Source organism: Vallitalea sediminicola (assembly GCF_054408565.1).
This window is the reverse complement of record NZ_BTPT01000001.1, coordinates 1-19377: the sequence shown is the minus strand read 5'-3', so window position 1 is coordinate 19377 and position 19377 is coordinate 1. Positions and strand designations below refer to the sequence as shown.

Genomic DNA, 19377 nt, shown 5'->3' with positions numbered 1-19377 from the left:
ATTAGGAATTTTTGGCAATAGAAATAGGGGCTATCATAACCCCTTAAGTTTCTCTAATACCTAATTAAATTATTTGCTACTGATATTATTAAACCTGTAACAACAAAATAATGATTGAAACCAAACCCATGCAAAAATTAACTAAACATAGAAATGTGACTACTTGTTTTTGATTTAATCCTGCTGACAATAGTCTATAATGAACTTGACTTCTATCAGCTTTATATACAGCTTTTCCTTCTAAAAAGCGTTTTATCACAACAAAGATATTATCAAATATGGGTACACCCAAAGCAAGAATTGGTATTAATAAGGATAAAACAGTTGCTTGCTTGAATGCCCCATCCAGTGCAATGACTCCTAATATATATCCTATGAAAGTCGCACCTGCATCACCCATATATATTTGTGCAGGCTGCTTATTATATCTCAAATATCCTATGAGTACACCAGTTAATATAATGGCCATCATGGCTGAATTCACCTGACCTTTAGCTAATGCAACAATAAATAATGTTACGGCAGATATAGCTGAAATACCACCAGCTAAACCGTCTAATCCATCAATGAAATTAATTACTGTTGTAACCCCAAAAATCCATGTAACCGTTAATATAAACTGTAGTATCACAGGTAATAAAACATATTCATGTGTTATTGGATTAGTGAAACCATAAAAAATCATACCCGATTGATAAGCAACAATAGCTGCACCCATTTGAATAATTAGTTTCGGTAACGCAGGAAATTCTTTTCTCTTGGTTTTAAACCAATCATCAATGATACCAATGGATAAGATCATTAATGAACCAATAAGTAAAGCTATTGATTTGCGATTTATTCCTCCGAATAAGAATAAATAAGTTACCATAAAACCTAAAAAGATTCCTACTCCTGCTAAACCAGGAACAGGTTCTTTGTGGATTTTTCTAGATGTTGGTTTATCAACAAAATCAATTCTTATTGCAAATTTCTTTAGTTGTGGAATTAATAGATACACAATTATAAAAGCTATTAAAAAAGCTATTAAGTAATTCATGGTTATCCTCCTCATTTGAATAACAAAATGATATCATAAAATAATTATTATTACAAGAATATACCAATTTATCCATCTTATTATTCCCTTTAAAACAAAAGAGGCTACGCCTTCTATTTCATATGTTTAAAAAGTAGTATATTCCTACAATATAAAAAAGGACAGCCGTTAAGCTGTCCCACATTTTATGCTTTTTTTATTGTTACACTTTGCATTTCACAACTAGAAAAATCAACACTAAAACTTACTTTTCCAGCTAAGTTGGATTTCATCTTACCAACTTGTATTTGGTTAATATAAATTCTATATTCTTGGTCTGCTTCTAATTCTAAAGTAATCTGTGCATCTTCTGTTCCTTCAACTTTGAAATCAATTATTTTATCACTAACAGAAAAATTATGAACCGTAGTTCCTGGTACAGATTCAAAAAGAAGTCTTCCATTTTTTTCTAATCTTGTTATTTCATCATAAGTTTTAACTTTATATATATGTCCATCAACTTCGAAATTAATTACCTTTTTCTTTTCATCCATTAGATGATTTCCAAAACTTAGTGTGTTATCATCTTCTACCCTGATTATTTCTTGAATACCAGCCATATTTACCCTCCTATATTGTCGTAAAAAGTTGAATACATACATTATATATTATTTTATCCTTAAATACTAGAGAAAAATTAATTTTTCCCTATTTATCCCTAAATTAACATATATTACTAATAATATTCAAGCTAATTTGCTTTCATATATTATAACATAGCAACATCAAAATTAACATGGAAATTATTTTATACAGTAAAATGTAATTCTCCATCTTTTATATCTACAATTACTTTATCCCCATATTTAATTTTATTATCTAATAATTCTTCTGCTAACTTGTCTTCCACTTTTGACTGTATAGCCCTTCTTAAAGGCCTTGCACCATAGGCTTCGTCAAATCCTTCTTTTGCTAAGTAGTCTTTTGCACTTTCTGTTACTTCAAGTTCAATACCAACATTATTATTAAGTCTTATTGCAACTTGATTAATCATAATACCTACTATCTCACGAATATTTTCTTTTGTCAATGAATGGAAAACTATAAGTTCATCTATTCTATTAAGAAATTCTGGTCTAAATAGTCTTTTTACTTCGTCCATAACATTTTTACGCATGTTTTCATAATTTTTCTTTTCATCTACTTCTGAAATGAAACCTAATTTAACAGGTGAAACTATGTTTCTTGCTCCAACGTTGGATGTCATTATGATAACTGTATTCTTAAAATCAACTTTTCTTCCCTGTGAATCTGTTATATGTCCATCATCTAGAACTTGTAATAATATATTAAATACTTCTGGATGAGCTTTTTCAACTTCATCAAATAATATTACTGAATATGGTTTTCTTCTAATCTTTTCACTTACTTGACCACCTTCATCATAACCTACATATCCTGGAGGTGAACCTATCAACTTGGAAACACTGTGTTTTTCCATATATTCAGACATATCAACTCTTATTAGAGCACTTTCATCTCCGAATAGTGCTTCCGCTAAAGCTTTTGTAAGCTCAGTTTTACCTACACCTGTTGGACCTAAGAACAAGAATGATCCTATAGGTCTTTTTGGATCTTTCAGACCTACTCTTCCACGCCTGATAGCTTTTGAGATAGCTGTAACTGCTTCATCTTGTCCAACAACTCTTTTATGAAGGTAGTCTTCAAGATTTTTAAGTCTTTCACCTTCTTCTTCTGTGAGTTTCTTGACAGGTATACCTGTCCAACTTGAAACTATATCAGCAATCTCTTCTTCATCCACGATTTGATTAGCCCTGGAATTCTTGGATTCCCATTCTAGTTTGGAAGCATTCAGTTTTTCTTTTATCTCATTTTGCTTTCTTTTGATTACTCCTGCTTTTTCATATTCTTCTGTCTTAATAGCTATTTCTTTATCTTTCTCAAGTTCTTCTAATTCTCTTTCTAGTTCTTTAATGTCAGGAGGTGCTGTAAAAGTACTTAATCTTACTTTTGAAGCGGCCTCATCTATTAAGTCTATAGCTTTATCTGGTAAGTATCGGTCTGTGATATAACGATTGGATAATTTAACCGCAGCTATAACCGCTTCATCTTTTATATGAACTTTATGATGAGCCTCATACATATCTTTTAGACCTCTAAGTATATCAATGGATTCATCTTCAGAAGGTTCTTCAACTTTTACTGGCTGAAACCTTCTCTCCAAGGCAGAATCTTTCTCAATATACTTTCTATATTCGTCAAGGGTAGTAGCCCCTATAAGCTGTATTTCTCCTCTAGCTAGAGAAGGTTTTAAAATATTTGATGCATCAATAGCTCCTTCAGCTGCTCCTGCTCCCACTATTGTATGAATTTCATCAATGAATAATAAAACATTTCCTGCTTCTTTTATCTCTTTCAAAGCTTTTTTGATTCTTTCTTCAAATTCTCCTCTGTATTTTGAACCAGCAACCATTGATGATAAATCTAGAGCAACAACTCTTTTATCTTTCAAGGTTTCTGGTATATTACCATTTGATATTTTCTGGGCTAGTCCTTCTGCTATAGCTGTTTTACCGACACCAGGCTCCCCAATAAGACATGGGTTATTTTTAGTTCTTCTACTGAGTATCTGAATTACTCTCTCGATTTCTCTATCTCGACCTATTATTGGATCAAATTCGCCATCTCTAGACATATTAGTCAAATCTCTACTGAATTGATCTAATACTGGTGTAGTAGATTTTTTATCAGCCTGAGAAGAATTAGCTTCTTTATTAATTGGTGACTCTCCAAGATTTTTTAATATAAGTTGATATAATTTCTGAACTGTCACACCTGAACTACTGATTAATTTCACAGCAATACAATCAGATTCTTTTAATAATGCTAATAGAATATGTTCAGTTCCTATCATTGTCGTTTTCATATTAACAGCTTCACGAAGACTTGTCTCGAGAACTCTTTTGGCTCTAGGTGTAAAATCCTCTACGTCTGCAGTTGAAATATTACCGATTATTCCTATTTTCCTTATTTTTTCTAATATAACATCTTCTGTTATACCTTGACTGTTTAATATCGTACCGGCAACTCCCTTACCTTCTTTTATTAGACCCAAGAGGATGTGCTCTGTTCCAACATAACCGTGACCTAATTCTTTAGCTATTTGTCTTGACAAACTTATAGCCTCTTGAGCACGTCCAGTAAATCTACCCATCATAAGTTAACTCAAATCCTTTCTTGTAATAATTTATATTATCTTTGGCAAATTATTTCTTATATAAGTTGCTCTTTCTATATCTCTTTCATCTATTTTTAATTCCTTATTTATCTTTTTTTGAAGATTGGCTGGTTGAATACAAGTCATAAGTCCATATATATTTATAGGATTCTTAAGATCAGACTTCAATATTCCTAGTTCATATCCTAGTTTTATATCGGATAATAATGTCATAGCTTCTTTGGACGTAATTATCCTTGCATGTGCTAAAGTCCCATATGAACGAAATACTGCATCTTCAAATTGTAATCTTTTTTCATTTAATAATTTATTTCTGAGAGCTCGTTCTTGTTCTACAATCTGTTTTGTCAAACTCGTAAGATTATCAATGATTTCATGTTCGGAGTGACCTAGTGTAATCTGATTGGATATCTGAAACACGCTTCCTCTAGCTTTGGACCCTTCACCATATATGCCTCTCACAGTTATACCGAATTTTCCTATAGCATCTAGAATGAATTGTAACTTTCCAGTAGTTTCAAGGGCTGGTACATGTATCATATATGATGCCCTAAGTCCTGTTCCGACATTAGTAGGACAAGATGTTAGATAGCCTATATTTTCATCGTATGCATAAGTTATCTTTTCTTCTAATAAGTCATCAATTATATAAGCATTCTCTAATGCTTTTTCTAAATCAAGTCCATTGGTTATAGATTGAATACGAAGGTGGTCTTCTTCATTAACCATGATACTTATACTTTCATCTTGTGATAATATAAGACCAGTAGGTATAGATGTCCGCACAAAATTAGGGCTGATGACATGACGTTCAACCATCGCTATCTTTTCTAGAGAAGATAATTCCTTCATATTGATAGCATGGAAATAATTATTGTCGTCATGAACATTCAATACTGCTTCTTTTACTTCATCAATAATTTTTCCTGCATCTTCTTCTGATATCTTACTAGGGAAGTTATACTTTTCAATGTTCCTAGCCAACCTTACTCTACTGGATATTACTACATCATCAGTACCACCAGAACTCTTTTCAAACCATTTTAACATATGCCACCCTCCTTCTTCAATGCTCTTATAGCATCTCGAAACTTAGCGGCATCTTCATATTCTTCCTTGACAACAGCTTCTTTCAACTTATTTTCTAAAGATTTTATTTGTTTCCCTAAAATTATTTTTCCACCTGTTCTTTTTGGTACTTTACCAACATGAACATTACTTCCATGAACTCTTTTAATTACAGGGCTAAGCAAACCAGAAAATGTTTTATAACATTGACTACAACCGAATTTTCCTTTTTTCCTGAATTCATTGTAAGTCATACCACATTTTTCACATCTTATAACGTCTTCTTTGTTATAATTTTTAGCATTGATATTTTTATTGATATCTAAAAGACTACTAAGGAAACTCTCAAAAGATATATCATTCTGAGGATAAAGTTCTTTTACCTCCATGGCACATTTACTGCACAAATGTATCTCTTGTTTTTTTCCGTTGATTATTTTATTCAAATATACAGTTGCAGGCTCTTTATGACATCTTTCACATAACATTGTTCATTCCCTCTTTATTAAAATAATATTATATACTAAGCATATCCTCTAATGAAATACATTATTTACCAATACTAAATACATATAATATTATATCATAATCATTATAGAATAGGACATATTTTTACATCAATTTGTTTTATATATTATTTGTACATATTAATCAATTTTTCCATATCTTGTTCGTCCATAGCATTAACGTACCCAATGACATCTCCTTCTTTACTGATGACATATGTGGTTGGGTAACCATTAATATAATAATTATCTGTAGCAGTACCATCTTCATCAAATACTACTGGGAATGTTACACCTAGATTATCTGCCCACTTAATTACTTCATCTATTGGCTTTTCACTTGCATCGTGTTGCACATCTACTGCTATTATCGCTACATCATCATCTTTATATTTTTCATGTATCTTTTGAAAATCAGGCATTTCGTCTTTACAGTAACCGCACCAAGTAGTAAAGAAATTAACAAACACTAATTCACCTTTATAATCTGATAAAGTATAATTGTTCCCTTTTCCATCACTTAAAGTAAAATCAGGCGCTGTGATTGTTTTCTCATCTTCATTATCCTCTCCAGTTTCTTTATCACCCTCTGGTACCTGCTCCTCAACCATGTCTTTATCATTTTCCTCAGTATCCTGCTCTTCATCTGTATCAGTATCTTCATCTATAATATTATTGTCTTCGCCTGTTTCTTTATCGCCAACAGCTATTTCTCCATCTGTATCTTTATCGTCTACTGTATTATCTTTCAAATCATTTCCTTTATCTAGTTCAGACTCTATATTATTAGTATCATTACCGTCAATATTATCTCTTTCTTTACTACAACCAGTCATTAGAATAAGTAATATGACTAAGATAAATATAATATTTCTTTTATTATTGAATTTCAATAGAATCACCTCATTTTATAATAATTTCTAGTTTATATTACTTTATAATTCTTCACTTTTATAAAACACTTATACATTTTTATTTCACAACCAGTAATGACAGTGTATTAGTGAATAACATTATTCCCATTATAATCATCAATACTCCTGCAACCAATTTTATCTTATCAAAGTATTTGTATATTTTTTTGTAGTTATTAATGAACTTACCTAATAGAATAGCAGATATTAAAAATGGAATTGCGAATCCAATGGAGTATACAAGCATCATTCCTCCTGCTTTCAGATAATTTTTCTCAAAACTAGCTAAAAAGAGTATTGTTCCAATAATAGGTCCATTACATGGTGTCCAGCCAAAACTGAATGTAATTCCAAGTAATAGGGATTTTATAAAATTAGGACTATAATTTTTATATTGATATTTCTTTTCCTTATTGAATAGCTTTATTTTAAATACTCCTATAAAGTAAAGTCCAAATATTATTATCAATACCCCTCCTGTTTTTCTTATATATTCTTGATATGTCACAAGGGTATTATTAATAACTTTGGCTCCAAATCCAAGAGTTATATTAAGTATAGAAAGTCCTAATACAAAAGCTATTGAATTAATTATCATTATCTTTCTGATATTCTTATTCTTTTCTAAGTCTGTGATTGTAGTTCCTGCAAGATAACTAAAATACAATGGTAATAATGGTAATACACAAGGTGTAAAAAAAGATAGAAATCCATTAAATATTGCTACCCAAAAAGTTAATTCATTTCCCATATTCTTTCCTCCAAACCTCAAGTATACTTATTATACTTCTTTTGATATATATATTATCATCAATATCATTATATTACTATATTAAAATAAATAAATTCATACTTTTTTAATATTATTAATTAATATATAATCCAAACTAAATAATTGCTATAGAGCCAGCAATTATTTAGTTCTATTCAACTTATAAGGATTGCTTCATAACACCCCTACTAATCAAGGCAATGTTGGACCATCTTCTGTATCTTGCTCAACATTTGATATCATTCTTTTGAACATATCACCATCCAGTGCTCCCGACTTAGCCATCATACCAATCTCGTGAGAAGTCAAATTACCCATATAAGGATGTGCTTTGCTAGTATTTTGGTGTTCTGGTTTTTTTTCGATTATTCCTTCTGGTACACCATCAAGATCGTTAAAATCAGTATTACCTTCATTATCAGTAGAACCTATCTTTTTCATATTGTTATTCCTTTCTATTATTTATTTTTAGTAAAACTACTATATGGTGGAAAATCTATATAAGTATAAAAAATAGAGATAGCTTTACCTATCTCCGTTTAGTGTATGTTATTATTATATTATTATCCTAAACTTATCCTAAGAAATTGCTGATTTCTTTAATTGCTTGATAGCATCATCAACTGGCGGTAAGAATAGTAATATCACTGTCAAAAATACTTCAACAGCTATATAAGAAATATTATATGCCATGGAATATAATGTTGGATCCATATTAACTTCAGCCGCATAACTAGCAAAGAATATGACTCCTGTCAAGAAGTGGCATATGAATCTGCCGAAAGCTCCAATGAATAATCCTTTTATCAGTCCATTTTGTGATTTTCTAAATAGTCCTGATAGACCAAGTGCCCCAAATGCAATTGGATAATCTAATAATAATTGAACAGGGTGAACTACCCACGGATTAATTATCAGTTGTAATAATCCATATGTAATACCACAGATTACACCTTGAGTTGTACCAAACCAATATCCGATAAGTACTATGAACAGCATACTAAATGGTGTAATTGAACCACCTTGTGGAAGTCTAAGTATTTTTAGCTGTGATAATACAACAGCAATAGCTATTGCGATAGCTGAATAGACTAATTCTTTTGTTTTCATAGTTTTGGATTTACTACCCACAGAAACGACAATTGTTAATAGAAGTAGTGCAACTACTACAATTATAATTTGTCCCAAAGTGGTAGTAACAATATCCTGCAATTTTCCACTTGAAATTGCATCTAAAAAATCTTGAAACATAATAAAATCCTCCTTATAGTTAGGAAGATAATTGACTGAAAGCAAATGAAAACTGCACTTGCTGCTTCCCTTCGACGGCATTGTCCGTATCAGGTTATAAGGGTCAGTATAATTGTCATGTACTAATGTACTTTCTCAGCCATTGGCTCCCCTAGCTAATATTTATTTCACACATAATGTACTACTGTTTCATATATTTGTCAAGGGTAACCTAAAAAACCCTATACCGTGATGAACTTTACTTTCTCATCACGATATAGAGTTAATTAATTAATATTATAGATTATCTTTATTCACCAACAATAATGGTATGATAACTTTTTCTTCTACTTCTTCTCCATTAGCTACCTTCATTGCCGCTTCAACTGCTTTTGCCATTTGTAAATCAGGTTGTTGTTTTACTGTTGCTGACATTTCATCTTTTTCAATTGCTACAAGAGCATCATCAGTTGCGTCAATACCAAATACTTTTATTTCATCTAATCTATTAGCAGCTTTTATAGTTCTAACTGCTCCAAGTGCCATTTCATCATTATGTGCATAAACAGCATCTAATTCTGGATTAGCTTGAAGAATATCTTCCATTACAGCCGCTCCTTCTTCTCTTGAATAATTAGCTGTTAGACTAGTGACTATTTTAATATCTGGATTTTCATTAATTACATCTTCAAAACCTTTTTGCCTATCTATTGCTGATGGAGCACCTGCAATTCCCTCTAAAATAGCTATTTGACCTTTACCATCCAGTACTTTAACAACTTCTTCTGCTGCTAATTTACCTGCTTCTGCATTATCAATATCAAGATGTTGTATTACTTCACCACTATTGGAAGGTCTTGTAACAGTAATTACAGGAATATTTGCTTTATTTGCTTCTTTTACAGCCACACCTATTGCATCCGAATCCACTGGATTAATAATTATTACGTCTACATCTCTAGCAATTAAATCTTCTACTTGTGATACTTGTGTTTCTGAAGAATCTTGTGCATCTAGAGTTATAATATCCATACCTAATTCTTTCGCTTTAGATTCTCCTCCTTCTTTCATAGTAACAAAGAACGGGTTTGCCAAAGTAGATACTGCAAAACCTATTGTGTAACTTTCTTCCTTAACTACTGGATCTTTTGTCTCCGCATCTTTAACTGCTGGGGCTTTTGTCTCTGGTTCTTTTGTTTCTTTTTTTGCACAACCTCCAAAACTCATGGATAATAAAATACACATCATAAAAACTAATACTTTTTTCATAATTTAAATCCTCCTCTTTTAGCTAAGTACTGATTTACAATACTCGCTTTGATTTATATTAAATTATTACTTGTTTCACAAGTTCCTGTTTTTTAGTTTCTTCATATGTAATATTGTTATTAAACTTTTTTATTTCTCTTTGCTTTTTACTAAAACCGCTATTAAAATAATTAAACCTCTTATTATTTGTTGGAAAAATGCTGAAACACCCATTAAATTCATTCCATTATTGATAACGCCGATTATCACAGCACCAAGTAAAGTTCCAACTATTGTACCAATACCTCCATTAAGTGATGAACCACCTAAAATAACAGCTGCTATAACATTCATTTCTAATCCATCACTTGCAGTAGGCTGAGCAGATAAAAGTCTTGATGTTACAATTATGCCTCCAACAGCGGCCATCAAACCAGAAACTACAAAAGTGAGAACTCTGTATAATTTAACATTAATAGCTGATAACTTGGCTGCTTCCCTGCTTGCACCTATAGATTTAATATAAATACCGTGTTTTGTTTTATTTAAAAACATAAAAGCTATTAAAAATATTCCTATTGCTATTAAACTTGAAACTGGAATGACCCCTACATATCCTGCACCAAAATAATCAAATTTTTCTTTTAGATTAGAAATCGGTTTACCATTAGTGATAAGCAAGGCTAATCCTCGGGTTATTTGCATCATGGCAAGTGTTACAATAAATGATTGTATTTTCCCATACACAGTCAACAAACCATTTATCAGACCCATAGTAGCTCCCATCAATAACCCAGCAATCACCCCAAGAAAGATAGAGCCTGTAGCATTAATTACATAAGCGGAAATTACTCCTACCAATGCTGCCATGGAACCAACTGATAAATCTATTTCACCTATAAGTATTACGCAAGTCATTCCAACCGCTACAATTAAGTTAATTGAAATTTGACGAGTTATATTAAGTAAATTCTTTGTTACCAAGAAATGATTAGATTGCATCTGAAAAATTGTAATAAGTAAAACTAATATAACTACTAATCCTAACTCATCTTTCAATAATTTTTTAGCAATAGCAGCTATATTTATACCTTTTTTCCCATTAGACAAATTTTCTTTCATGACTTTATTTTCCTCCTAATGCTTTCATAAGTATTCTTTCAATAGTAGCCTCTTTTGCTAACATTTCATCCATTATTTCTCCATCGTGGAGTACAATAACCCTATCACACAATCCACGTATCTCATTAAATTCAGACGACAAAAGAATAATACTCATTCCATCATCAGCTAATTGATGTATTAATTTATAGATTTCAACTTTTGTACCAATATCAATTCCTCTAGTAGGTTCATCCATTATTATGATTTTCGGATTACCTAACAGCCATTTGCTGATTACAACTTTTTGTTGATTCCCTCCTGACAAATTTTTTATTCTTAATCTTAATTTCAGAGGTTTTACATCCATTTTCTTTAGAATATCGACAGCTGTGTTTTTCAATTTTTTTCTAGATAATAAGAACTTATTAGAATTCATTTTTTCTACATACCCAACAATCGCATTATTCAAAACAGAATGTTCTAAGAATAATCCTTGCGTTTTTCTATCCTCTGGTATCAAAACTATTCCTTTGTTTTTAACATCTTTTGGTGATTTAAAGGTTGTGTTTTTACCTTGTAATCTAATTTTACCTGAAATACATTTATCAGCTCCAAATAACGCATGACCTAATTCACTCTTTCCAGCCCCAATGATTCCAGTTATTCCAAGTATTTCACCTTTGTTTAATCTAAAACTGATTGGCTTATTCATTCTAGTTGACATATAGTCTTCAACTTCTAATACGACTTCATCTTTAGCTCTACCTATCCTTAGAGGAAATTCATCCTTAACTTCTCTTCCAATCATTGTTTTAATTAATGTATTCATATCTACTTCGCCCATTTTATATGTAGCTGCATTGATACCATCTCTAAGTACAGATACTCGATCACAAACTCTTTCTATTTCTTCCATAATGTGAGATATGTATATCATTGTAATATTTCTTCTTTTCATATCTTCCATTATCTTGAATAATGTTTCAATCTCTATTCTAGTCATACCTGTTGTTGGTTCATCAAGAAGAAGTAATTTAGCGTCAATACAAAGTGCTTTTACTATTTCAATTATCCTTTTCTGCCCCATACCCAGATCTTTAACCTTCGTTTTTGGATCTATCTTAATGTTAAAAGATTCAAGATAAGAGGTAGTATCTTTTAATAAAGTTTTTTTATCATTCCAACCCAAAAAATTCATTGTAGGTTCATGTCCTAAAAATATATTTTCTGCAACACTTAAACTATCTACTAAACTTAGTTCTTGATATATAGCTGCAATCCCTTTTGTTCTTGCATGTATAGGACTATTAATCTCTGTTTTTTTGTCTAGAAGTATGATATCTCCTTCATCTCTTTGTAATACCCCAGTAAGAATTTTAATAAGTGTAGATTTACCTGCTCCATTTTCTCCTAATAGAGCATGTACCTCTCCTTGTTGTATTGTTAAATCAACTCCTTTTAAAGCTTTTACTCCCCCAAAACTTTTTTTGATATTTTTAAGTTCCAATATTTTTTGTGCCATATGCCACACCTCTAAGTAAACTTAATTTATTTGATACACTAGTTATTACTCACCTGCTCTATTGTTGGTATAGATGATTGAGCTCCCTTGATTGTAGTACTTATTGCAGCAGCTTTTTTAGCAAATTCTAGAGACTTCTTATAGTCACCTCCATTGGCTAAAGAAGCAGCTAAAGCACCTGAAAACACATCTCCTGCGGCAGTAGAATCTATCATATTTACTTTAATAGGTACTATTTTAATAATGTTATTATCTATGTAGGCAAATGCCCCTTTTGAACCTTGAGTAATTATAGGATTTTCAAACCCCATGCCAACCATTTTTTCAATAGCTTTCTTAGCAGAATCATCATCAGTTACTTGTATTCCTGTAATCCAAGAAGCTTCTGTTTCATTAGGTTTAATAATATCAATCAAGAACGGTATATCTTCAGGAATTTTTTCTCTAGGTGCAGGAGCTGGATCAAGTATTATATACATATTATTTTTTTTAGCAACACGTATTGCTTCATATACTATTTCAGGATTAATTTCCATTGTAATTAGTAGTATTGAACCTTCTGTGAATAATTCTTCATGCATATAAATGTCTTGCTTAGTTAGTTTTGTATTGGCACCAGGTGTAAATGAAATAGAATTCTCTCCTTTTTCATCAACACGAATCATAGCAATCCCAGCAGTCATGTTTTCTCTTGTTAATATACTAGAAGTTGTAACCTTATTTTTTTTCATTGAAATCTTTAATTGTTTGCTGAATTCATCATCACCAAGCATACCAAAAAATTTAACATTTCCTCCTAATAAAGATGCTGCGACAGATTGATTACCACCTTTTCCTCCTGGAAACATTTCAAAATTATCAGTCACTATTGTTTCTCCTGGAATAGGCATTTGATTCATATACATAACCAAGTCCATGTTAATACTACCCATGCATAGTATTTCGCCATTAAACTGATAACTATTCATTTTGCACTTCTCCTTCCCCCTGTGCACAAGTACACTACCTATTTTTTTCTACTTCTTTTACAAATTCTTTTACTTGATTTACATCAATATCATTTTTCCAATTATTATTATTCTTAAAATAGCTACCAACAATCATTCCATCAGAATATTTCATTAACTCTCCTACATTTTCTTTAGTAACTCCACTACCAATAAGTACAGGAACATTTATACTCTCTGCAAATTCTTTAACTTTGTTTGGTGTAGGTGCTTGACCTGTTTCAAAACCTGTTACAATAAGTGCTTCTGCTCCATCTATCTGAGCATCAAGAGCTTGTTCTGTAATTGATCTATCGGAAATAATGAAGTGGCTACCATGTTTAACATTTACATCACAAAATAATTTAACATTTTCTGCTGAAAGATTACTACGATACCTACTTAATTTGGCTCCTATTGCTTCTAAGAATCCTCCACGAGACACATACGCATTTACATATTCGAATACTCTAATCCATTTTGCATTACATGCACAAGCTATAGCCATTGCTTCCATACCACCATTCAGGTGACAATTAATTCCTATTGGTATAGATACTGAATCTTTTATCTTAGCGGCTATTACTGACATTGTGGCGATTGTTTCATGACCAATTTCACTACCTTTCAGATAAGGATAGTCCCATATATTTTCTATTTGTAATCCATCAACTCCAGCATTTTCTAATTTCTTTGCTTCTTCGACTGCTATACTAATAATTCTATTCATATTCATGTTTACAGGGTCATATAAAGGCGCCCCTGGTAAAGATCTTAAATGTACCATTCCTATAATCGGATTTTTCTTTGGAAATAGCTCTTCTAATACTTTTAAATCTCTCATATTATACACATGAATGTATTTAGTCAATTCTACATTCGTGTGCTTTCACCACCTTTCTTACATATTTATATTATGTATCGATTTCATTTAATCGTTTAACTGTGTTTTTCTAAAAATCCACTCCGGATTGAAGAATAATATTACAATAAGGAGTAAATTCGCCTGTCTTTACAAATACAGCTACTTTTTTACCTTCCTTACCTTCTAAAGCACCATTTAATACCAAATCTTTAAATTCCATATGTGGTATGTTTTCTTCAATTATATCATTACCTTTATTTTTCTTTTCCCCTAATATTTCTTGAATTTTTTTATATTCTTCTGGGCAAATAGTTTTTGTTTCGTTGGCAATTATTACTTTTTCAATTTCTAGTTCTTCTAAAATAGTTTTTAATACATCTGTAACTTTAGGTATATCCCTTCCTATTGATATATCAATACATTCAGTTCTTTCATGACTTGGGAATGGAAATCCCCTATCAGTAATTACTAATAAATCAGCGTGCCCCATTCTTGCTACCATTCTTGCCAAATCATTTTGCAAAATACCATGTGTTTTCATATAAATTACCTCCTTATAATATTTATTTAGCAGTTCTTGAAGGTTTCAAAACTTCAAGAACATCAAATACTTAATCACTTCATTTAATCGTTTAACTCGGCATTAAATTTTATAAGAATATCAAGTTGATTCTCTAATAATTAATTCTGTATCTAAGATAACACTGTGTGTTCTAATAATTTTCTTAATATTTGATTTGTTTAGTCTATCCAAGAGCATTTGCATAGCAATCTCTCCAGTTTCACTTTTGGGCTGATTTACTGTTGTAAGTGTTGGATCTAATATCTCTGAGTAATATATATTATCAAATCCAGCAATTGCAATATCCTTAGGAATATTTAAATGTGCTTTTTTCGCAGCTTCTAGTGCGCCCCAAGCCATTATATCACTACAAGCAAATACCGCTGTTGGTCTATTTTTAATTTTTATTAGTTCATTCATTAATTCATACCCACTTTTGTATCTTAACTTACCATTTAAAAACAAGATATCTTCATCATTTATTCCATTTTCAATTAAGTATTTCTTAAATCCATTAATTCTATGTTTAACACTTGGAATATCATCATATGGAGCTGTTAAACACGCAAATCTTCTATGACCTTTTTCAAATAGGTGTTTAGCTAATTGACAAGCTCCTTCACTGTTATCGGCAAATACTACACCGAATTTTGATTGTTCTACAGACAATGGTCTATCAACTATTACTGTGGGAATATGCTCAAAAGCTAATAATTCCTCTGTTTTCATTCTTGGTGCCACATTAATAATACCATCAACCCTATTTTCCTCAAAAGCAATTCGTGCTTTTTCTTCTCTTGCTGAATCTCCATCAGTATTACACAATAATACTTGATATCCTTTCTTCAAGGCAACGCTTTCAGCTCCTCTAGCAAGCTCTGCAAAATATGGGTTGGTAATATCTGGTATCATAAGTCCTATCTGATATGTTTTCATACCTTTTAAACTTCTTGCAATTTTACTAGGTCTATAATTTAATTGTTTTATAGCATTATTAACTCTAACAGTTAATTCTGGGCTAACATATTTTTGTTCAGAAATTACATTTGAAACAGTTGCAACTGAAACTCCTGCTAATTTTGCTACATCTTTTACACTAGGAACTTTAATAGACATTTCATGAACCTCTTTCTGAAAAAATAACTTCTTTAGAATCTGATAAAAACTCAGTTATTCGTTTAACTACGTTTATTTTAACAAATAAAATAACGTTTGTCAACATTTTTTGTATAATTATGCTAAAGGAGACTCCTTCATCTATTTATTGAACTCACATCAGTAAGTATTTATCATGCCTCTAATACAATAATGTGATATTAGAGGCAATATTTAACTTGAAGTTTGTCTGTATATGAAACTTATTGTAATGCGTGTATAGATGTTTAGTTCAATGATATGAATATATCTATAGTCTGGTTATTCATATCTTCCGAATCATTATGATATAATTCAAAATCAGCATCATACTTTCTATCCAAATCCATATTCCATATTTTACTCCAAGCTTCTCCTACAGCTTGAATCATATCACCTTTAACAGTAAACTTAGCGTACTTTCCTGCACTGATTGTCTTCACATCAAGATTACCAGTATCATCAGTTGATTTTACTTCACAGCAACACATAAATGTATAAGGTGCTGTACAGTCTCCTTCATAATCTGTATATAATCCAATACCTTTTCCATCAACTTTATGTTTAATAGATTCAAATATTCCTTCACCAATAAATTTTTGCCACATTGTTCCTATATCTTTCATTGATTTTCCATCTTCATTTGTAGTTCTAATAGACTTTCCTACAACTACTTTCTTTTCTAGAGTAACTAATTCATATTTCATATCTTTCACCTCATATTAATATTTTTTATAGAACTATGTTCAGTATAACAGGTATAATATGACATCAGTATGTCTTATATATAGAATTTCTACAAAATAATATTTTTAAATATTATGCATTTTATTTGGTATTTCATCTTATTTTAATATAAAATATCGAAAAATGCATATTATTATATAACTCTGTCAAATATTTCTATATATTACAGTCCTTATTTCTACATTTTTTTCACTGCAATTATTGTATACTATATTCTGCATTTAATAAATAAAGGAGGATTATTATGAAAATAAGAAAAATTTTTACTAGTTGTTTAGCATTAGTACTAGTACTTATGCTTTTCCCCAAAAATGTGTTAGCTTATCAACCTGCTTCACATTATATTTTAATGAAAGAGACTACAAAAAAACTACCTGAAAACAGCTTAATCAGAAATGCTTTGGAGGAATACCCATTAATAGCAACTTGGGGATCAAATGGACCTGATCTCCCATTAATCCAACCAAGACAAGCTCTTGGATATTCACCTTGGTCTGATCGTTTTCATTATTTTAAAGTTGGAAGTTTCGCTAAGAAACAATTACAAGACGCTCTTGAATCTAAGGATATGAAAAGAATAGCATTTGTAGCCGGATGGATTACTCACGTAACTGGCGATTATGCATGCCATGGAATATTCATAGACCCAGAAGCTGGAATTTATTTGGATAATCCTGCTGGTCGTGAATTACATATTAATTTAGAATCAGCAGCTGAATCATATTTATGGGTAAATAAAGGTGGTTTAGATATATCAAATTACTCTGATGGTATCTCTGATTGTTTCAGTGATGTATCAGATATCCCTTTTACTTCATTTAATGAAGTTGCACAAGATATTTATGGTTCATCACCTACAATTACTGAAGAAAAGACTTGGTGTTATACACTTCTTACAGGTTTTAAAACAGGTGTAGGTTATACTTATAAAGACTATGATGAAGCTATAGATTTTCTTTCAGTAAATAATAGAAAGGAAAGATTAGATAAATCATTTTCGAGTGCTCGTGATCATGCTGTTAATCTTTTAACCAATGCAGAACAAGGTGATTATAGTGGCTTTAGTGATCGCTGGAATCTTGATGTGGGTATTGATAATAACCCTATCAGCGCATTAACTGTTACAGTACATACAGGTACAGAAAAAAGAGGTTTCCTTCACAACGAATGGGCTGGTACTGATGATGATATATACTTTGGTATAGAGACTAATGATGGAAAAACAAAAGAATGGTTATTAGCTAAAGAAGGTTACAATGATTTTGAAGCTGATGATAAGGATGAATATTACCTTTATAATGGTACTGATATCCATCCTAATAACATAAGTAATATTTATCTTAGAAAAGAAGAAAAGTATGGTAGTATAGGCGGTGACTGGTATGTAGAAAATTTAGATATTAACATTAATGGTCATACAGCCTATAATAATGATATAAAGACATGGATTGATGAAGATAATTCTACTTGGAAAGCCAGCATTGATTGGAGCAAAATGGATCTAGATGCTGAACCTAATTAGAATCAACTAATCATGTTCTAAAATAAGTTTTAATATAGCATAAGCTAAGCCTACCGGCTTAGCTTATGACTAATTAGAATATATCACATAACTTCTTTTTTTATTAATTTAGTAATTCTTATTTGTTCATTTGGAGTTATTTTGACCCCATCTTTTTTATAATTTTTAATATACTTCAATAAGTCATTCTTACTCTTAGATAATACTACAATATTATTTGATTTAAAATTAATTTTAGATTCTTCATTGGAAAAGTAAACTATTCCATGAACATTACTATTAATATTATTCCTTTTAAGAAATTTAGTCAGTCCTAATACATGCCCTTTTACCTGTAGAGTCGGGTTGTATAATTCTCTTCTATATTCTTTACCACCTTTTCCGATTTTTACCTGTGTAAGGTATTTAGAGTTTCCATTACCACTTATGGTTCCTTTTATATTCTTAGCTTCTACAATAAATATTCCATTAGAACCAACAATTACATAATCAATTTGACTTGATGTGTTCTTACCTTTTATCAATATATCTGAAATCACCTTATACCTTTTTGGTAGATCAGATAATAATTTCAATACTTCTTTTTCTCCCTCGAGACCTGATTTTATAATATCAATGTTAGTTTTCATTTTTTTAACGTATATGAATAATATAAGTGTAGCTATCAATGCAAATCCATATGTATAAAAAGCTAATATTACACAAATAATTGCTGCTATACTACAAATAATTATTTTGAGATATTCTAATAGTATTTCTTTTCTAAGGTGATTTGATTTGTTTACAATCTGTGCCACTATTTCCAATCCTTTCTCAATTGAATAAAACACGTAAATGAATAAATATTTATTTTTACCAGTTTATATTATATCATTTTATCACAATTAATAGAAGGATTTTAAAAAACTTGGCTTTCGCCA

The 19377-nt window shown here is 30.9% G+C and carries 19 protein-coding genes and 1 riboswitch; of the genes, 1 reads left to right on the top strand and 18 read right to left on the bottom strand.

Annotated features, from left to right (window positions below):
* Window positions 1–88: 88 nt before the first annotated feature.
* The 17 genes from ACX6CF_RS00095 to ACX6CF_RS00015 form a co-directional block, all read right to left on the bottom strand.
* Window positions 89–1039, bottom strand: coding sequence for an MraY family glycosyltransferase (locus tag ACX6CF_RS00095; RefSeq protein WP_458783252.1), 951 nt, complete (start codon window positions 1037–1039; stop codon window positions 89–91).
* Between the two features lie 185 nt (window positions 1040–1224).
* A complete protein-coding gene (locus ACX6CF_RS00090; RefSeq protein WP_458783251.1) occupies window positions 1225–1638 on the bottom strand; it encodes an endosialidase in 414 nt (137 codons plus the stop codon).
* Between the two features lie 188 nt (window positions 1639–1826).
* On the bottom strand, window positions 1827–4256 hold the full coding sequence (locus tag ACX6CF_RS00085) for an ATP-dependent Clp protease ATP-binding subunit (protein ID WP_458783250.1): 2430 nt from the start codon (window positions 4254–4256) through the stop codon (window positions 1827–1829).
* Between the two features lie 30 nt (window positions 4257–4286).
* On the bottom strand, window positions 4287–5327 hold the full coding sequence (locus ACX6CF_RS00080) for a protein arginine kinase (RefSeq protein WP_458783249.1): 1041 nt from the start codon (window positions 5325–5327) through the stop codon (window positions 4287–4289).
* Window positions 5321–5833 carry a UvrB/UvrC motif-containing protein gene (locus ACX6CF_RS00075; protein WP_458783248.1) on the bottom strand — a complete coding sequence of 171 codons (513 nt, stop codon included), beginning with the start codon at window positions 5831–5833 and terminating at the stop codon, window positions 5321–5323. The genes ACX6CF_RS00080 and ACX6CF_RS00075 overlap by 7 nt, the downstream gene beginning before the upstream one ends.
* 146 nt (window positions 5834–5979) lie before the next feature.
* Window positions 5980–6744, bottom strand: a complete 765-nt coding sequence (locus ACX6CF_RS00070; protein WP_458783247.1) for a TlpA disulfide reductase family protein — start codon at window positions 6742–6744, stop codon at window positions 5980–5982.
* Window positions 6745–6823: 79 nt separating this feature from the next.
* Window positions 6824–7516, bottom strand: a complete 693-nt coding sequence (locus ACX6CF_RS00065; protein WP_458783246.1) for a cytochrome c biogenesis CcdA family protein — start codon at window positions 7514–7516, stop codon at window positions 6824–6826.
* A 213-nt stretch (window positions 7517–7729) separates the two neighbouring features.
* Window positions 7730–7978, bottom strand: coding sequence for a hypothetical protein (locus ACX6CF_RS00060; RefSeq protein ID WP_458783245.1), 249 nt, complete (start codon window positions 7976–7978; stop codon window positions 7730–7732).
* Window positions 7979–8116: 138 nt separating this feature from the next.
* Entirely contained in the window at window positions 8117–8788 is a 672-nt protein-coding gene (gene thiT / locus ACX6CF_RS00055) for an energy-coupled thiamine transporter ThiT (RefSeq protein WP_458783244.1), read from the bottom strand.
* A gap of 49 nt (window positions 8789–8837) precedes the next feature.
* A riboswitch (TPP riboswitch) is annotated at window positions 8838–8951 on the bottom strand.
* Between the two features lie 113 nt (window positions 8952–9064).
* Window positions 9065–10036, bottom strand: a complete 972-nt coding sequence (locus ACX6CF_RS00050; RefSeq protein ID WP_458783243.1) for a substrate-binding domain-containing protein — start codon at window positions 10034–10036, stop codon at window positions 9065–9067.
* Window positions 10037–10165: 129 nt separating this feature from the next.
* Window positions 10166–11137 carry an ABC transporter permease gene (locus ACX6CF_RS00045; protein WP_458783242.1) on the bottom strand — a complete coding sequence of 324 codons (972 nt, stop codon included), beginning with the start codon at window positions 11135–11137 and terminating at the stop codon, window positions 10166–10168.
* Between the two features lie 4 nt (window positions 11138–11141).
* Window positions 11142–12641: a sugar ABC transporter ATP-binding protein gene (locus ACX6CF_RS00040; RefSeq protein ID WP_458783241.1), complete on the bottom strand. Its 1500-nt coding sequence runs from the start codon at window positions 12639–12641 to the stop codon at window positions 11142–11144.
* A 38-nt stretch (window positions 12642–12679) separates the two neighbouring features.
* A complete protein-coding gene (gene rbsK, locus ACX6CF_RS00035; RefSeq protein WP_458783240.1) occupies window positions 12680–13609 on the bottom strand; it encodes a ribokinase in 930 nt (309 codons plus the stop codon).
* A 34-nt stretch (window positions 13610–13643) separates the two neighbouring features.
* Complete coding sequence (locus tag ACX6CF_RS00030) at window positions 13644–14471, bottom strand: BtpA/SgcQ family protein (protein ID WP_458783239.1); 828 nt, start codon at window positions 14469–14471, stop codon at window positions 13644–13646.
* Between the two features lie 109 nt (window positions 14472–14580).
* A complete protein-coding gene (gene rbsD / locus ACX6CF_RS00025; protein WP_458783238.1) occupies window positions 14581–15033 on the bottom strand; it encodes a D-ribose pyranase in 453 nt (150 codons plus the stop codon).
* A 120-nt stretch (window positions 15034–15153) separates the two neighbouring features.
* Window positions 15154–16170 (bottom strand): LacI family DNA-binding transcriptional regulator, encoded by a 1017-nt coding sequence (locus ACX6CF_RS00020; protein ID WP_458783237.1) that lies wholly within the window; start codon window positions 16168–16170, stop codon window positions 15154–15156.
* Between the two features lie 266 nt (window positions 16171–16436).
* Window positions 16437–16895, bottom strand: a complete 459-nt coding sequence (locus ACX6CF_RS00015) for a GyrI-like domain-containing protein (protein ID WP_458783236.1) — start codon at window positions 16893–16895, stop codon at window positions 16437–16439.
* Window positions 16896–17179: 284 nt separating this feature from the next.
* Between ACX6CF_RS00015 and ACX6CF_RS00010 the strand changes: the two genes are divergently transcribed.
* A complete protein-coding gene (locus ACX6CF_RS00010; protein ID WP_458783235.1) occupies window positions 17180–18457 on the top strand; it encodes a zinc dependent phospholipase C family protein in 1278 nt (425 codons plus the stop codon).
* A gap of 83 nt (window positions 18458–18540) precedes the next feature.
* Here the strand turns inward: ACX6CF_RS00010 and ACX6CF_RS00005 are convergent, their stop codons facing one another.
* Window positions 18541–19254 carry a nuclease-related domain-containing protein gene (locus ACX6CF_RS00005; RefSeq protein ID WP_458783234.1) on the bottom strand — a complete coding sequence of 238 codons (714 nt, stop codon included), beginning with the start codon at window positions 19252–19254 and terminating at the stop codon, window positions 18541–18543.
* Window positions 19255–19377: the final 123 nt, after the last annotated feature.

What these genes read in the sequence shown, in the direction of transcription:
- rbsD (WP_458783238.1), bottom strand. Translation starts at nt 15,033, where the DNA reads ATGAAAACACATGGTATTTTGCAAAATGATTTGGCAAGAATGGTAGCA.
- ACX6CF_RS00065 (WP_458783246.1), bottom strand. Translation starts at nt 7,516, where the DNA reads ATGGGAAATGAATTAACTTTTTGGGTAGCAATATTTAATGGATTTCTA.
- ACX6CF_RS00075 (WP_458783248.1), bottom strand. Translation starts at nt 5,833, where the DNA reads ATGTTATGTGAAAGATGTCATAAAGAGCCTGCAACTGTATATTTGAAT.
- ACX6CF_RS00045 (WP_458783242.1), bottom strand. Translation starts at nt 11,137, where the DNA reads ATGAAAGAAAATTTGTCTAATGGGAAAAAAGGTATAAATATAGCTGCT.
- ACX6CF_RS00090 (WP_458783251.1), bottom strand. Translation starts at nt 1,638, where the DNA reads ATGGCTGGTATTCAAGAAATAATCAGGGTAGAAGATGATAACACACTA.
- thiT (WP_458783244.1), bottom strand. Translation starts at nt 8,788, where the DNA reads ATGTTTCAAGATTTTTTAGATGCAATTTCAAGTGGAAAATTGCAGGAT.
- ACX6CF_RS00030 (WP_458783239.1), bottom strand. Translation starts at nt 14,471, where the DNA reads ATGAGAGATTTAAAAGTATTAGAAGAGCTATTTCCAAAGAAAAATCCG.
- ACX6CF_RS00085 (WP_458783250.1), bottom strand. Translation starts at nt 4,256, where the DNA reads ATGATGGGTAGATTTACTGGACGTGCTCAAGAGGCTATAAGTTTGTCA.
- ACX6CF_RS00095 (WP_458783252.1), bottom strand. Translation starts at nt 1,039, where the DNA reads ATGAATTACTTAATAGCTTTTTTAATAGCTTTTATAATTGTGTATCTA.
- ACX6CF_RS00010 (WP_458783235.1), top strand. Translation starts at nt 17,180, where the DNA reads ATGAAAATAAGAAAAATTTTTACTAGTTGTTTAGCATTAGTACTAGTA.
- rbsK (WP_458783240.1), bottom strand. Translation starts at nt 13,609, where the DNA reads ATGAATAGTTATCAGTTTAATGGCGAAATACTATGCATGGGTAGTATT.
- ACX6CF_RS00020 (WP_458783237.1), bottom strand. Translation starts at nt 16,170, where the DNA reads ATGTCTATTAAAGTTCCTAGTGTAAAAGATGTAGCAAAATTAGCAGGA.
- ACX6CF_RS00080 (WP_458783249.1), bottom strand. Translation starts at nt 5,327, where the DNA reads ATGTTAAAATGGTTTGAAAAGAGTTCTGGTGGTACTGATGATGTAGTA.
- ACX6CF_RS00060 (WP_458783245.1), bottom strand. Translation starts at nt 7,978, where the DNA reads ATGAAAAAGATAGGTTCTACTGATAATGAAGGTAATACTGATTTTAAC.
- ACX6CF_RS00050 (WP_458783243.1), bottom strand. Translation starts at nt 10,036, where the DNA reads ATGAAAAAAGTATTAGTTTTTATGATGTGTATTTTATTATCCATGAGT.
- ACX6CF_RS00015 (WP_458783236.1), bottom strand. Translation starts at nt 16,895, where the DNA reads ATGAAATATGAATTAGTTACTCTAGAAAAGAAAGTAGTTGTAGGAAAG.
- ACX6CF_RS00040 (WP_458783241.1), bottom strand. Translation starts at nt 12,641, where the DNA reads ATGGCACAAAAAATATTGGAACTTAAAAATATCAAAAAAAGTTTTGGG.